General features: G+C 59.7%; 14 protein-coding genes. 7 read left to right on the top strand and 7 right to left on the bottom strand.

Annotated features, from left to right (window positions below):
• Nucleotides 1–2: 2 nt before the first annotated feature.
• The 6 genes from fliS to lexA all read right to left on the bottom strand — a co-directional run bounded on the left by fliS (nucleotide 3) and on the right by lexA (nucleotide 7,476).
• Nucleotides 3–461, bottom strand: coding sequence for a flagellar export chaperone FliS (gene fliS, locus ACEOAC_RS14960; protein ID WP_077237057.1), 459 nt, complete (start codon nucleotides 459–461; stop codon nucleotides 3–5).
• A 29-nt stretch (nucleotides 462–490) separates the two neighbouring features.
• Nucleotides 491–2,560, bottom strand: coding sequence for a flagellar filament capping protein FliD (fliD, locus tag ACEOAC_RS14955; protein ID WP_413444405.1), 2,070 nt, complete (start codon nucleotides 2,558–2,560; stop codon nucleotides 491–493).
• A gap of 230 nt (nucleotides 2,561–2,790) precedes the next feature.
• Complete coding sequence (locus tag ACEOAC_RS14950) at nucleotides 2,791–3,150, bottom strand: flagellar protein FlaG (protein ID WP_039874823.1); 360 nt, start codon at nucleotides 3,148–3,150, stop codon at nucleotides 2,791–2,793.
• Between the two features lie 78 nt (nucleotides 3,151–3,228).
• The gene (locus ACEOAC_RS14945) at nucleotides 3,229–4,317 is read right to left on the bottom strand and encodes a flagellin (protein WP_102662961.1); all 1,089 of its coding nucleotides are present in this window, start codon (nucleotides 4,315–4,317) and stop codon (nucleotides 3,229–3,231) included.
• Between the two features lie 325 nt (nucleotides 4,318–4,642).
• Nucleotides 4,643–6,616, bottom strand: a complete 1,974-nt coding sequence (locus ACEOAC_RS14940) for a tetratricopeptide repeat protein (RefSeq protein ID WP_413444406.1) — start codon at nucleotides 6,614–6,616, stop codon at nucleotides 4,643–4,645.
• Between the two features lie 200 nt (nucleotides 6,617–6,816).
• Nucleotides 6,817–7,476 (bottom strand): transcriptional repressor LexA, encoded by a 660-nt coding sequence (gene lexA / locus ACEOAC_RS14935; RefSeq protein WP_077237061.1) that lies wholly within the window; start codon nucleotides 7,474–7,476, stop codon nucleotides 6,817–6,819.
• A 317-nt stretch (nucleotides 7,477–7,793) separates the two neighbouring features.
• On the opposite strand from lexA, the gene rpsF reads away from it, so the two are divergent.
• The 7 genes from rpsF to ACEOAC_RS14900 all read left to right on the top strand — a co-directional run bounded on the left by rpsF (nucleotide 7,794) and on the right by ACEOAC_RS14900 (nucleotide 12,854).
• Entirely contained in the window at nucleotides 7,794–8,159 is a 366-nt protein-coding gene (rpsF, locus tag ACEOAC_RS14930; RefSeq protein WP_006462645.1) for a 30S ribosomal protein S6, read from the top strand.
• 24 nt (nucleotides 8,160–8,183) lie between these two features.
• A complete protein-coding gene (gene priB, locus ACEOAC_RS14925) occupies nucleotides 8,184–8,486 on the top strand; it encodes a primosomal replication protein N (RefSeq protein WP_006462644.1) in 303 nt (100 codons plus the stop codon).
• Between the two features lie 54 nt (nucleotides 8,487–8,540).
• Nucleotides 8,541–8,825: a 30S ribosomal protein S18 gene (rpsR, locus tag ACEOAC_RS14920; RefSeq protein ID WP_006462643.1), complete on the top strand. Its 285-nt coding sequence runs from the start codon at nucleotides 8,541–8,543 to the stop codon at nucleotides 8,823–8,825.
• Nucleotides 8,826–8,851: 26 nt separating this feature from the next.
• A complete protein-coding gene (gene rplI / locus ACEOAC_RS14915) occupies nucleotides 8,852–9,304 on the top strand; it encodes a 50S ribosomal protein L9 (protein ID WP_006462642.1) in 453 nt (150 codons plus the stop codon).
• A 205-nt stretch (nucleotides 9,305–9,509) separates the two neighbouring features.
• Complete coding sequence (locus ACEOAC_RS14910) at nucleotides 9,510–10,955, top strand: replicative DNA helicase (RefSeq protein ID WP_006462641.1); 1,446 nt, start codon at nucleotides 9,510–9,512, stop codon at nucleotides 10,953–10,955.
• Between the two features lie 204 nt (nucleotides 10,956–11,159).
• Nucleotides 11,160–11,786: a DUF47 domain-containing protein gene (locus ACEOAC_RS14905; RefSeq protein ID WP_006462640.1), complete on the top strand. Its 627-nt coding sequence runs from the start codon at nucleotides 11,160–11,162 to the stop codon at nucleotides 11,784–11,786.
• Between the two features lie 60 nt (nucleotides 11,787–11,846).
• The gene (locus ACEOAC_RS14900) at nucleotides 11,847–12,854 is read left to right on the top strand and encodes an inorganic phosphate transporter (RefSeq protein ID WP_006462639.1); all 1,008 of its coding nucleotides are present in this window, start codon (nucleotides 11,847–11,849) and stop codon (nucleotides 12,852–12,854) included.
• A gap of 99 nt (nucleotides 12,855–12,953) precedes the next feature.
• Here ACEOAC_RS14900 and ACEOAC_RS14895 read toward each other — a convergent pair whose 3' ends face one another.
• Nucleotides 12,954–14,657 carry a PhoH family protein gene (locus tag ACEOAC_RS14895; RefSeq protein ID WP_413444471.1) on the bottom strand — a complete coding sequence of 568 codons (1,704 nt, stop codon included), beginning with the start codon at nucleotides 14,655–14,657 and terminating at the stop codon, nucleotides 12,954–12,956.
• Nucleotides 14,658–14,766 lie beyond the last annotated feature (109 nt).

Here is a 14,766-nt window from a genome sequence, read left to right as displayed (position 1 = left end):
AGTCAGGCCTTTGCGAAGCTGGGTTGGGAATGATCCTGGACAACTGCCATTTGCGGTGCGGACTGCACGGCGTTGGGGCCAATCTGTTCCCACGCCGAACGGATGTCATTGAGCAAACCGTGGATCTCATCGAGGATGGCAGGATTGTTGGTGGCATTGGCTTCGAACAGGCGTCGGCTCATGTATTCGTACAGCGAATCCAGGTTCAACGCCAGTTCGCCGCCGACTTCCTTGTTGAGGCTGGCGCGCAGACCGTTGTCGACGATCAGGATGGCCTTGGTGATGGATTCACCCTTGTCCTTGATATTGCCTTCGCCCATGTGCTTCTTGCCCAGCGCAATGGCAACCAGTGCGCCATCGAAGAGCATGGTGATGAGCTTGTGCGGGCTGGCGGCCACCACGCCGGTTTCCACCCCGATATTGGCGTAGGCGTTGGCCCCGCGTTTCATGCTTCCGAACATGACGTTCTCCTATGTTCGCGGATTCAGACTCAACTGCTCTTGGCCAGACTGGCCAGTTGCTGGGTCAGGTAGCTTTGCGTGGATTGCATGCTGGCCAGCGTGATGTTGAGCTGGTTGAACTGGTTGGTGTAGGCATCTTTCATGTTGGACAAACGGGTCTGCACTGCGGTCTGGCGATCCTGGTTGATCTTCAGGCTGGCCTGCAGGCCGTTGGTCTTGGTGGCGATGATGCCGGTGTCACTCAACAGGTTCGTCATCAGCGTCGTCAACTTGGTGACGATACCATTTTTGGAGGACGTGGTGTTGGTCGTATCCGGGTCGGTGCCGGCAAACAGGTTGGCGATGCCGGCAAAATTGTTGGTGGCCGCGGTCGACAATTTGGTGGCGTCCAGTGCCAGCGTGCCGTCCTTCTGGAACCCGATGCCGATGTCGGAAAGCGTGTTGATGCCATTGCCACCGTCCACCGAGGAGAACAGGGTATTGCGCAACTGGGTCAAGATGGTCTGAACCGACGACTCGCTGGCCAGGGGGGCCGAGGTATTGGCCTGGCCCAGTGTGGTCGAAGGCGTCTGCGCGGTCATGCTGGCGATCGCCTTGGCCAGGGTATTGTAGGCGGAGACGAACGTGTTGGCCGCACTGGTCAGGCCGGTGGTGTCGTTGCTGATGTTGAGCGTGAAATCGTCTGCCGAGGTGGTGACCTTGGAGAGATTCAGGGTCACACCCGAAATCACGTTTTCCACCTTGTTGCTGGGACTGGTGACCGTCACGCCGTCGATGGACAGCTTGGCGTCCTGCGCCTTGAGCAACTGTCCCATGCCGCTGGCGCTGAGACCCGAATAATCACCACTGCCCGCGAGGGAAATGGCAGCCGTGGCGTTCGCGGCGTTCGGCGTCAGTACCAGGCGGCTATTGGTGCCGTCGTTGGTGATGGAGGCGGTCACGCCGGCACCCGCACCATTGATGGCGGTCATGACCTGGGTCAGGTCGATGTCGCCACTGCCATTGGCCGTCGGGTTGATGGCGATGGTGCTGTCCCCCACTTTCAGGTTCAGCGTACCAGTGGTATAGAGCTGGCTATTGCTGACATTGGGGGTAGTGACCGTACCGCTCGGATCCGAATTGAATACGGCAAAGTCCGCTGTGCCGGTGACCTTGATGGTATTGGTGGCGCCGCTGTCCTTGGCGGTGAGCACCAGGTGGTCGTTAGTGCCGTCGCTGACGATGGTGGCGTTCACGCCGGCATCGCTGCTGTTGATGGCATCGCGAATGCCGGCCAGACTATTGGTGGACGGCTTGATGATGGTCGTCGAGCCGGTGCCGGTCTTGATGGCCAGCAGACCATTTTCAAACGTGCTGCCCGGGGTGATGCTGGCCGAGCTGAGCTTGGCGGTCTGCGCCAGTTGCGTCACGCCAACCGAATAGGTGCCCGAGGCAGCCTTGGTCGCATCGCGCGGCGCCTGGATCTGGGTGGTGGTGCTGGGCGTCGAGCTCGATGGATCGTAGGCGAAGCGGGACAGGCTGTTGTTGGCGGTGACCTTGATGGTATTGGCAGTGCCGCCGGTATTCGATTCCAGCACCAGGTGATCGCCGCTGCCATCGGTGACGATGGAGGCAGTAACGCCCGCCTTGGAGGCATTGATGGCGTCGCGAACGCCTGCCAGGGTGGAGTTGGCCTTGAGCGTGATAAAGGTGGGCGAGTTGGTGCCGATCTTGATCGCCAGCGAGTCGCCAGCACTGAAGGTGGTGCCGCTGGTGACGCCCTCGGATTTGATCTTCTGCGCCAGGATCTTGGTCGAATCGTCGCTGTTGACGTCGGCGGTGAATGGATCGGTGGTCAGGTTGCTGCCGGTGCCGGCGTTGCTGACGCTGCTTTTCTGGGAGCTGAAGCTGGCTGCACTGAGCCCCGTGATGGCCGACTGATAGGTCGACAGCGCGCTCTTGAGGCTGCCGTACGCCGAGATCAGGGTGTTGTAGCTGCTGGCCTGGGTGGTCAGCGGAGTCAGTTGAGACTGGCTTTCCGCCGAGATCAGCTGGCTGACCAGGGTCGCGACGTCAAGCGGGCCTGCCGAGGTGGAGATAGTGCCGGTGGAAGTGGCCATGGTTCAACTCCTGAATCTTTGCGTAAGGCACAGCGCTTTAAGGGGGAGCTGCGCGCGCGGTCAACAGGAGAGTGGCTCTCAAGTACGGCGTCGGTGCAGGAGGGACGCTGTGCGGGTGTTATGCGAATCCATTATGAACTGGGGTAGCCGAACCCGTCATGCGCCATGAAGGATCATGGGCGCACGCGGTCTTTCGAGCCACTGCAGTTCGTACCAGACTCAAGTTCAAATCAGACCTTGTGGTTGATCAACAGGCCTTGCATCTTGTCGATGGACTTGGCGATGGAAATCGCTTCTTCGCTGGGAATCTGGCGGATCACGGTGTCGGTCGCGGTATCCACGACTTTGACGATGGTGCGGCCGGTCTCTTCGTCCTTGGAGAAGTTCAGTGCCGAGGCGCTGGTCTTGGCGAAGTCGTTGAGTTTGCCGACGGCATCGTTGACATCGCTTTCCGTCGCGCGACGTGCTTCCGAAGTCGCTGCCGGGGCAACGGTCGATACCACGGGATCGGGCTTGACAGCGCTTTGCGGCAAAGCATAAGCCGTACCGGAATCGCCAGCAGCTGTGATATTAAGTGGGGCAATCGACATGTTACTACTCCCTTCCTTAAAGGAACGTGCGGAGAATAAGGCCTATCCTCCGCACGTCATCCTACCTAGCTATCAGGCTTATTTCAACAGCGACAGGACTTGCTGCGGTGCCGAGTTGGCCTGCGACAGCATCGCGTTACCAGCCTGTTGCAGGATCTGCGCACGGGTCAGGTTGGCAGTTTCTGCAGCGTAGTCGGTATCCATGATACGGCTACGGGACGAGGTGATGTTCTCGCTCGACACTTGCAGGTTGCTGATGACGGCGCTGAAGCGGTTCTGAACGGCACCGAACTCTGCACGCTTGGACGAGATCAGGCTGATGGCCTTGTCCAGGTTGGTGATTGCCTTCTGTGCATCGCTTTGTGCGGACGGAGCAGCAACAGCCTTGTCCAGGGCCAGCTTGGCGCTGTCCACGGCCTTCTGCAGGGTCACTGCCGAAGAAGCCAGGGCGCTGGCGGTCAGGGTCGAGCCGGTAGCGAACAGGTTGTCCAGCTTGGCCTTGGCCGAGGTGTAGGTGGTTTGGGCAGTGCTCACACCGGAGGTGTCGCCCAGACCGATCAGACCCTTGGCGCTGGTGCCGATGACGTCGGCCATGGTCTTGTTGTTCGACAGGTCATCCAGGGTGATGGTGATCTGGTCGTTCAGCTTGTTGTCCTGGACGTTGGCGCCGACCTGGAACGACAGGGTCAGGGAAGCCGAAACGTTGGCCGAGCTGGAGCCCACGCCAGCCGATGCACCTTGGCCGGAGCCGGTGAACAGGTTCTGGCCGTTGAAGCTGGTGCCGTTGAGCACGCGGAACACTTCTTCCGACAGCTGCTTGTATTCGTCGTTCAGGGTCTTGCGGTCTTGCGCGCTGTTGGTGCCGTTCGAAGCTTGAACAGCCAGTTCACGCATACGCTGCAGGTTGTCGGTCACGGTGGACAGAGCGCCTTCAGCGGTCTGGGCCATCGAGATGCCGTCGTTGGCGTTACGTTGTGCAACTGCCAGACCCTTGATCTGGGAGTTCATGCGGTCGGCAATGGCCAGGCCGGCGGCGTCGTCCTTTGCGCTGTTGACGCGCAGACCGGAGGACAGGCGTTGGATCGAGGTGTTGAGCGACGACTGCGACGAATTCAGATTGCGTTGCGTGTTCAGCGACGCAATGTTGGTATTGATGACTGATGCCATGTTAATTCTCCTAAGATTTGAGACCGATGATCCGAGTTTCAGTGCTTAACTTTGGTCTTCTACCCATGAGCCCCAGGCGTTTCAACCTCTGTTGATTGCTTTATCGGGCAGTCTTGGAAAAAGTTTAGGGCTTTCGCGAAAAAAATCTCTTTCAAGGCTTTCCGAACTAAAACTGCGTGCTTTGAAACTGCAAGCAAATCCTTTTTCGACGCCGATCTAGAAAACTTTAGGGAAATCTTTGTTGAAGCCAAGAAATTTTCGCTCCATTGAAAAAGCCGCTCGGTGCAAGCGGCTTTTTCGGAAGGAGTGAGGGAGGGCCAGAGTCCTATTGCTGCGCCTTTTCTTGTTGCAATCTGATCAACTCTTCGGCGATGCGCTTCATCACGGAGTCCCAGTCGCTGAAGGCAGGCTGGCGGAACAGGCGCATGCTCGGATACCAGGGCGAATCGTCGCGGTTCTGCAGCCAGCGCCAGTCGGGGATGTGCGGGAGCAGTACCCAGGTGGGGCGGCCCATGGCGCCGGCCAGGTGCACCACCGAGGTATCCACGCTGATGACCAGGTCCAGGTTGTGGATCGCTGCGGCGGTATCGGCAAAGTCTGCGCATTGGTCACCCAGATTGTAGGCTGACCGGTCGGCGGGCAGATTCTTCAGGTCTTCCAGGGGCTTGCCCTTTTGCAGGGAGTAGAACTCGATCTTCGGGAGTCCGAACAATTGCTTGAAGGTGTCAAGGGGGATCGAACGGTGCCGATCATTGCCGTGCTCCGGATTGCCGCCCCACACCACACCGACCCGTAGATGCTGTTCCGATGTTGTTATTGCGGCAATTTTCTGGCGCCATTCTTCTGCTAGCAAGGGATTGGCTGCCAAGTAGCTGGGGAAGGAGGGGATGTCGTCCACGGTATCGGTGCCCAGCGCATAGGGCAGGCTCATCATCACGTAGGCGCAGTCGCAGGGTGGCAGCGGGTCGCTTTCCCGGATCAGGGTGACTTCTGGCGTGAACGACTGGAACAGCCGATACAGCGGATTCTTCACGTGCACCGCCACCCGGGCGCCGCGGTCCATGACCAGGCGTGCATAGCGCAGAAACTGGATGCTGTCGCCAAAGCCCTGTTCGTGCATCAGGAGTATGAATTTGCCTTCCAGCGAACTCTTGCCATCCCATTTGGGAATGATCTCGAACAGTTTGTGGATGAGCTTGTAGACGTAGGCGCGCTCGCGGGTTTCCAGGCGACTTTCGTGACATTCCCAGCCTTCCTTGAGGTCGCCGTGCAACAGCAGGCTCAGGGCCAGGTTGTGTTTGGCGGTGGAATAGTTGGGGCGCAATTCGAGCGCCTTGCGGAAGATCTCCACCGCCTCATGGGTGTCGCCATGGTCGTGCTTGATGGCACCAATGTTGTTGTAGATGAGGGCTTGCTTGGGATTCAGTTCCAACGCCTTGTTGAACATGCGCATGGCATCGTCGAAGCGATCTTCGGCGGAAAAGTAGCTGGCACCCAGCTTGAGATAGCTGTTGGAGTCCTTGGGGGCGATGTCGATGACGCGCAGCAGGTGTTCGTGGGCTTCGGTGACCTTGTTCAGTTTCAGGTAGGTATCGGCAATCTTGTTGTGCGCGTAGGTATCTTCCGGGTCCAGAAGGATTGCTGTCTTGTGGGACTCCAGGGCTTCCTTGTACATCTCCATGGCATGGAAGGCTTCGCCCAGGGCGGTGTGCGAAGGGGCGAAGTTGATCTGCAGTTCCAGTGACTTGAGGATGGTTGCGACCGCCTCGTCATAGCGCTTCGCTTCCACCAGTGCCCGCCCCAGATGGGAGAGCGGGCCAGGGGCCTCTGGCTCGCGCTTGACCGCATCCTCGAAGTAGGCGATCGAGGCGTCCGGGTCGTTCTTTTCATGCAGGGCATTGGCCAGGCCGATGCGGGCCGTCCGACTTTCCTTGTCGACTTCGATGGCGCGCTCATAGATCCTGATGGCTTCATCGATGCGATCCTGTGCCAGGAGTGCGGCTGCCAGGTTGCTCAGGTACTCGGCATTCTCCGGATCAGCCGCGATGGCCTTGCGAAGATAGTGTTCGGCATCGGCGTGCAGGCCCTCCTGCATGGCGATGAGTCCCCGTGCATGGTTGGCGAAAACCAGGGTGGGAGCGCGCCCCAGCACGGCAGTACACAGGGCCTTTGCTTCATCGACCTTGCGATTATCCAGAAGATCCAGGCATTTGCGGACATCCAGCAGGTCTTGCAGATGGGACTTGGTGGCGGCCTGGGCCTGGTTACCGTGCTTGTTGCTGCTCTTGCGCGTCGACATCGAAAGGGATCCTCTTGGTTGGGCGCATGCTTTGCGCCGGACATAGCAGTCCAGCAGAAATAATATGCGCAAGGACCGGATGCCGAAGAGGCGAATAGAAAGCAAAAAACCTTCGTTTTAGACGAAGGTTCCTTGGGAGGGGGATCGGCGCGGTGGTGGGCGCCGATGCATCGGGAGCGGCGGGCTTGCTCCCTGCGGGCTCAATGCCAGCTGCGCAACAACCCGACGGCAAGCCCTTCAAGGGCAAACTGGTCGGCGTCCGGCTTGACGATGATGGGTTCGAATTCCGGATTCTCCGGGAAGAGCGTGATGACCGAGCCGGTCTTCTGGTAGCGCTTGACGGTGACCTCGTCGGCCAGTCGCGCCACCACGATCTGCCCGTTGCGCGCCTGGTCGGTCTTGCGGACCGCCAGCAGATCGCCATCGAGAATGCCGGCGTCACGCATGGACATGCCGCGCACCTTCAACAGGTAATCCGGTTTGCTGGGGAACATGGCCGGATCGACCTGGTAGGTCTTCTCGACATGCTCCTGCGCAAGGATGGGCGAGCCGGCAGCCACGCGACCGATCAGGGGCAGGCTCAACTGCATCAGGGCGGGGTGGGGCAGAGCCATCTGGCGGGCGATGCCGCCAGATGCGGGTGCGCCGGATTCACGCAGGCGGATGCCGCGCGAGGTGCCAGGGGATATTTCGATGGCGCCCTTGCGGGCCAGTGCCTGCAGATGCTCTTCAGCGGCATTGGCGGAGCGGAAGCCCAGCTCGGCAGCGATCTCGGCGCGCGTGGGAGGGAAGCCGGTGTTCTCGATGGCGTTCTTGATCAGGTTCAGGATCTGTTCCTGGCGCGCGGTCAGTTTGAGCATGGGGTAGGCCTTTCTCTGGGGGAAGGCTGTTTGGATGAACAGTCTGTATTTTTATACAGGTGCAATCCTTGTGTCAACGGCAACATGCACTTTCTGGTGCTGCAAGAACGGTTTTTCCTGTCTATATATAAATAGATGAAAGATCTTGTGCCGCATATCTGCCCGGTGCGATGGCTCCGCCTGTGTCCGCCTGACCTCGCCAGCGATAGTCGACATTGCTGTTATGCCAGAAACCTTGTATGATCTTGGGTTTTCCTCTTCCCACACCCGTCTTGACGCCGGGGTGGGCGTCTTCAATAAGTCCATAAGGAGTCTACATGCGTCATTATGAAATCGTATTTATCGTCCACCCGGACCAAAGCGAGCAAGTGCCGGCGATGATCGAGCGTTACAAGGGCATCGTCACCACCCGCGGCGGCAAGGTTCACCGTGTCGAAGATTGGGGCCGTCGTCAACTGGCCTACCAGATCCAGAAGCTGGCCAAGGCTCACTACGTCTGCCTGAACATCGAAGTCGACAGCGAAACGCTGGCTGAGATCGAAACCGGCTTCAAGTTCAACGACGCCGTCCTGCGCCACCTGACCGTCAAGATGAAGAAGGCCGAAACCGGTCCTTCCCCCATCCTGAAGGCAGTGCAGAAGGAAGACGCGGCCAAGAGCCGTACCGAAGCACCGGCAGCCTGATTGCGCTGCGATTCATAGCGGAGAGTGAACCAGCTTCAAGTCATCGCCAGTCTGGCTGAACGTGATGTATTGCGTTATACGCCGGCCGGTATTCCGATCGTGACTGCCAGGTTGCAGCATCAGTCGGAGCAGATGGAAGCTGGCATGCGTCGCCAGGTCGAATTCGAGATCGCGGCGATGGCAGCAGGAGAAATCTCCGGCGCGCTCAACAAGGCTGCGCTGGGTGAAGTCTTCCGCTTCACCGGCTTTCTGGCCCGCAGGAATCGCAACAGCAAGAGCGTCGTGTTTCATATCGTTGATTTTGGCGCTGTCCCGTCGGAAGACTGACGAGAGACTGCGCTAAAAAGACCTTACCCAATTTTTAGATACAGGAGCCAAATCATGGCATTCGGTAAAAAGTTCGATAAAAGCAAGCTGAAAAACAAGCGTCAACAGCAAAACCCGCTGTTCAAGCGCAAGAAATTCTGCCGTTTCACCGCCGCTGGCGTTGAACAGGTCGATTACAAGGACGTGGACACCCTGAAGGACTTCGTCCAGGAAAACGGCAAGATCATGCCGGCACGCCTGACCGGTACCAAGGCCCACTACCAGCGTCAAGTTGACACCGCCATCAAGCGCGCGCGTTATCTGGCCCTGCTGCCGTACACCGATCTGCACAACGCGTAATCTGCGCCGAGAAATAGGAGAAAAACATGCAAGTCATTCTGTTGGAAAAAATCGTTAATCTCGGCGGTCTGGGTGATGTCGTGCGCGTCAAGGACGGTTTCGCACGTAACTTCCTGATCCCGCAACGCAAGGCCCGTCGTGCTACCGACGCTGCCATCGCCGAATTCGAAGCCAAGCGTGCCGATCTGGAAAAGGCCGCTGCCGAGAAGCTGGCTGCTGCTCAAGCCCAAGGTGAAAAGCTGACTGGTGCCACCGTGGAAGTGTCGCAGAAGGCCGGCGTTGACGGTCGTCTGTTCGGTTCCGTGACCAACTTCGACATCGCTGAAGCCCTGGGCAAGAAGGGTTTTGCCGTGGAAAAGTCGCAAGTGCGTATGCCTAACGGCCCGCTGAAGATTGTTGGCGAACACCCTGTGTCGGTTGCTCTGCACACCGACGTGGTGGTCGACGTCACCATCGCAGTGAAGGGCGAGCAAGCGTAATTCGCCTGTTTGCTGCAATTCGTTTTGCAATAGAAAAGCCGGGTTCGCCTGGCTTTTTTATTGTCATTTTGCTTCGGTTCTTCCTGCCGGGAAAGCATGTTGGCCTACCCTCCGCCGCGGATTGAACCTTGCATCTGTTCCTTGCCAGGGCCATGCGCTGCAAAAACGTCCACCTGAACCAACGGCTTCACATCAGCAGGTTATAATGCGCGCCATGAAAGAATCGTCCCGCGGCAATCCTGAATTTTTCCGCGGCCAGAAGGAGTCTTCCGATCCCCAGATCGATGCACTCCGCGTGCCGCCACACTCCATCGAGGCCGAGCAATCGGTGCTGGGCGGCCTGCTGCTGGATAACGCAGCCTGGGACCGCATCGCAGATTTCGTCAGCGCGGAAGACTTCTACCGCTACGACCACCGCATCATCTTCGAGCACATCGTCAAGCTCATCAACAGCACCAAGCCGGCGGACGTGATCACGGTCTATGAGGCCATGTCCACCAGTGGCAAGGCCGAGGAAGTCGGTGGCCTGGTCTATCTGAACGCGCTGGCGCAGAACACGCCGTCGGCGGCCAATATCCGCCGCTACGCCGAAATCGTGCGTGACCGCGGCATCCTGCGCAAGCTGATCACGGTGGCCGACGAAATTTCCGGCAATGCCTTCAACCCGCAGGGCAAGGACGTCAAGTCCATGCTCGACGAAGCCGAATCGAAGATCTTCGCCATCGCCGAAGAGGGCTCGCGCGGCTCGCAGGGCTTCATGGAAATCCAGCCGCTGCTGACCCAGGTGGTGGAGCGTATCGACGAACTCTACAACCGCGACAACACCAGCGACATCACCGGTGTGCCCACCGGCTTCATGGACCTGGACAAGATGACCTCCGGCCTGCAGCCGGGCGACCTGATCATCGTCGCCGGTCGTCCTTCCATGGGTAAGACGGCGTTCTCGATCAACATCGGCGAACACGTGGCGATCGAATCCGGCCTGCCGGTGGCGGTGTTTTCCATGGAAATGGGCGGCGCCCAGCTGGCCATGCGTATGTTGGGCTCGGTCGGTCGTCTGGACCAGCACCGCCTGCGTACCGGTCGCCTGCTGGACGAGGACTGGCCGCGCCTGACGCACGCCATCCAGAAGATGAACGATGCCCAGTTCTACATCGACGAAACGCCGGCGCTGTCGCCCATCGAATTGCGCGCACGCTCGCGTCGCCTGGCGCGCCAGTGCGGCAAGCTGGGCCTGATCATCATCGACTACCTGCAGCTGATGTCGGGTAACGGGGGCAGTTCCTCGGAAAACCGCGCCTCCGAAATCTCGGAAATCTCGCGTAGCCTGAAGGGCCTGGCCAAGGAACTCAACTGCCCGGTGATTGCGCTGTCGCAGCTGAACCGCTCGCTGGAACAGCGTCCCAACAAGCGCCCGGTGATGTCTGACTTGCGCGAATCCGGCGCTATTGAGCAGGATGCCGACGTCATTTTGTTTATTTACCGGGATGAAGTTTACAATCCGGACTCGCCCGACAAGGGCACTGCGGAAATCATTATCGGCAAGCAGCGTAATGGCCCCATTGGCAGCATTCGCCTGTCTTTCCTGGGGATGTATACCAAGTACGACAACTATATCGGGAATCTGGCGCAGCCCTACGGCGGCGACTGAACGGTTGGGGTGGCGGGCAGCGATGGCCGTCACCGCACGAGGATCACGGGCGGCGCATGGCCGCTCGTGTCATGTAAGGCGGATGGCTCCCGAGGCCGTCCGTGCAGGACCGGCAGGGCGGGATTCCGGCTTCCAAGGGGGCAAGCCGCAGGCCGGTTCGAAACGGCGCCCGGTTCGGGCGCTAACCATTGATGAGAGAGAAAAATGTTTGGACGATTGATGCCGACGGAAGGCAAATTCTTTGACCTTTTCAATCAGCATGCAGAGCTGGCGGTCAAGTGTGCGAAGGAAATGGTGGCGCTGATGACCAATTTCGACGACCTCGAAATCCGTGTGCACGCCATTGAAGCCGTCGAGAAGGAGGCCGACAAGGTCACGCACAATGCCATCGAGTTGCTGCACAAGACCTTCATCACCCCGCTGGACCGCGATGACATCCACCAGCTGATCACCCGCATGGATGACATCCTGGACCTGCTGGAAGATGCCGCCCAGACCATCTCCTTGTACGACATCAAGGCCATCACGCCGGAAGCCAAGCGCCTGGCCGAGCTGTGCCTGTCCTGTGCGGAGAAGGTGCAATCGGCTGTGGGCCTGCTGTCGAACATGGACAATTCGCGCCAGATCCTGGCCATCTGCCAGGAAATCGACCGCCTGGAATCCGATGCCGACCACGTCATGCGCGCGGCCATGTCCAAGCTGTTCCGCGACGAGCCGGATGTGCGCACGCTCATCAAGCTCAAGGCCATCTACGAAATCCTGGAAACCGTCACCGATCGCTGCGAAGACGTGGCCAACATCATCGAAGGCATCATCGTCGAAAACGCCTGATCCCCGGCGTAGCGGCGATTCCTCCGGGGAACGCCGCTGGCTTCACACAACGGTTTCCCCATGCAAACAATCCAAATTAGCTTACATATCCTCGCGCTGTTGATCGTCCTGGCGCTGCTGTTCGACTTCATGAACGGCTTCCACGACGCCGCCAACGCGATTGCCACCGTGGTCTCCACGGGTGTGCTGCGCCCGCAGACGGCCGTGGCCATGGCGGCCTTCTTCAACCTGGCCGCGGTGTTCGTTTTCCACCAGTTGCACGTGGCGGCTTCGGTCGGCAAGGGCACCATCGAGCCGGCCATCGTCGACCAGTACGTCATCTTCGGCGCCCTGATCGGCGCCATTTTCTGGAACCTGGTGACCTGGTACTACGGCATTCCGTCCTCCTCCTCGCATGCCCTGATCGGTGGCCTGGTCGGCGCGGCCGTGGCCAAGGCCGGTACCGGCGCCCTGATCTCGGCGGGCTTGCTCAAGACGATCCTCTTCATCGTCCTGTCTCCCTTGCTGGGCCTGGTATTCGGCTCGTTGATGATGCTCATGGTGTCGTGGATATTCTTCCGCTCTACGCCGCGCAAGATCGATGGCTGGTTCCGGCGGCTGCAGTTGCTGTCGGCCTCCATGTACAGCCTGGGCCATGGCGGCAACGATGCACAGAAGACCATCGGCATCATCTGGATGCTGTTGATCGCCTCGGGCTATTCCTCGCCGGAAGCGCCGCCGATGTGGGTCATCATTTCCTGCTACTGCGCCATCAGCCTGGGTACCTTGTTCGGTGGCTGGCGCATCGTCAAGACCATGGGCCAGAAGATCACCAAGTTGAAGCCGGTCGGTGGCTTCTGTGCCGAAACCGGCGGCGCCATCACACTGTTCATCGCAACCGCCTTGGGTATCCCGGTCTCCACCACCCACACCATCACCGGCGCCATCGTCGGCGTGGGCGCGGCACAGAAGATGTCGGCCGTGCGTTGGGGCGTGGCCAGCAACATCGTCTGGGCCTGGATCTTCACCATCCCGGCCTCGGCCTTCGTGGCGGCGATCGCCTGGTGGATTGGCGTGCACGTGCTGTAAGGCATCCTGGTTCGCGCCCGCGGCGGTTGTTGACGCGGGCGTCCCAAAGCAAAAAGCCACGTTACCGTGGCTTTTTGCTTTTCTGCGGAAGAAAACTGCTTACAGCACGTCGCTGGCGTGATCGGCCAGGCGGGAACGCTCGCCCCGTGCCAGAGTGACGTGGCCGCTGTGCGCCCAGCCCTTGAAGCGGTCGACCACATAGGTCAGGCCGCTGGAGCCTTCGGTCAGGTAGGGCGTGTCGATCTGGGCGATGTTACCCAGGCAGACGATCTTGGTGCCCGGACCTGCACGCGTGACCAGCGTCTTCATCTGTTTGGGCGTGAGGTTCTGCGCTTCATCGATGATCAAGAACTTGTTCACGAACGTACGGCCGCGCATGAAGTTCAACGACTTGATCTTGATACGCGAGCGGATCAGGTCCTGGGTCGCTGCCCGGCCCCATTCGCCGGCGTCGCCGTCAGACTTGTTGAGCACTTCGAGGTTGTCGTCGAAGGCGCCCATCCAGGGGCCCATCTTTTCTTCCTCGGTACCCGGCAGGAAACCGATGTCTTCGCCGACCGGCACCGTCACGCGGGTGACGATGATTTCGTTGTAGAGCTTGGTTTCAAGCACCTGCGCCAGGCCAGAGGCCAGTGCCAGCAGGGTCTTGCCGGTACCGGCCTGGCCCAGCAGGGTGACGAAGTCGCACTCCGGGTTCATCAGCAGGTTCAGCGCGAAGTTCTGCTCGCGGTTGCGGGCGGTGATGCCCCAGACGCTGTTCTTGGCGTGGCCGAAGTCGCGCAGGGTCTGCAGTACCGCCGTCTTGCCGTTGATCTGGGACACCTGGCCATAGAAGGCCGGTTCGCCATTCTTGGGCTCGATGAAGACGAACTGGTTGACCAACAGCGATGGCACGTAGGGACCGGTGACGCGGTAGTAGGTATAGCTGCTGCCATGGCGGCTTTCCTGCCACGACTCCATGCCCTTGCCGTGCTTGTTCCAGAAGTCGTCCGGCAGTTGCTGGATGCCCGAGTACAGCAGGTCGGTATCTTCCAGCACGTGGTCGTTGAAGTAGTCTTCGGCGGGCAGGCCAATGGCACGCGCCTTCAGGCGCATGTTGATGTCCTTGGACACCAGCACCACCGGACGCTCCGGATACTGCTGGTCCAGCGCCCGGACCACGCCCAGGATCTGGTTGTCAGCCTTGCCCTCGGGCAGGCCTTCCGGCAGGGCGGCATTCTGCAGCTTGGTCTGGAAGTAGAGGCGCCCCTTGGCATCCTTGTTGCCCAGCTTGGAGAGCGGAATGCCCAGATCGATGGCATCCTCGGCGATGTCAGACACCAGCGCATCCAGCGAGCGCGAGATCTGGCGCGCATTGCGGGCGACTTCGGACATGCCCTTTTTGTGGTTGTCCAGCTCCTCCAGCGTCACCATGGGCAGGTAGATGTCGTGCTCCTCGAAGCGGAACAGCGAGGTCGGATCGTGCATCAGCACGTTGGTATCCAGCACGAACAGCTTGGACTTGCCCAGCTTGTCAGCCACGCGGCTGGTGGGCGACTTGGGACGGACTTCGGCGTTCTTGGGCGCGGCTTTCGGTTTTTCGGTGACAGCAGCGGTCTTGCCGGTGATGCGCGCACGGGGTGCTGCGACCTTGGCATCGGCGACGGCGGGAGCGGCTACGGCGACTTCTTGTAGTGCGACAGCGGGAGCGGACGTTTCAACGAGAGTGATGTTCGGTTTGACAGGCTTGTTGCGATCGGCCTTGGGATAGTCCTCGGGAGACAGCATCGAAGCTGGTTTGCTCGGCATTTTGGGCAGGGGCATCAGGACCTCGGAAGTGGATGAAGAAAACTCCGCTTTGTCAGAGCGAACAGGTGAAGCAGAACAGCGAACAGCAAAGAGAAGCAGGGTGAAGCTGCGGGGCCGAGAAGTC

Origin of the sequence: Herbaspirillum frisingense, assembly GCF_047325095.1 — a bacterium.
GTDB classification, from domain to species: Bacteria; Pseudomonadota; Gammaproteobacteria; order Burkholderiales; family Burkholderiaceae_D; genus Herbaspirillum; species Herbaspirillum frisingense.
The sequence above is the reverse complement of the archived record's forward strand: the minus strand, read 5'-3'. Positions and strand labels throughout refer to the sequence as shown.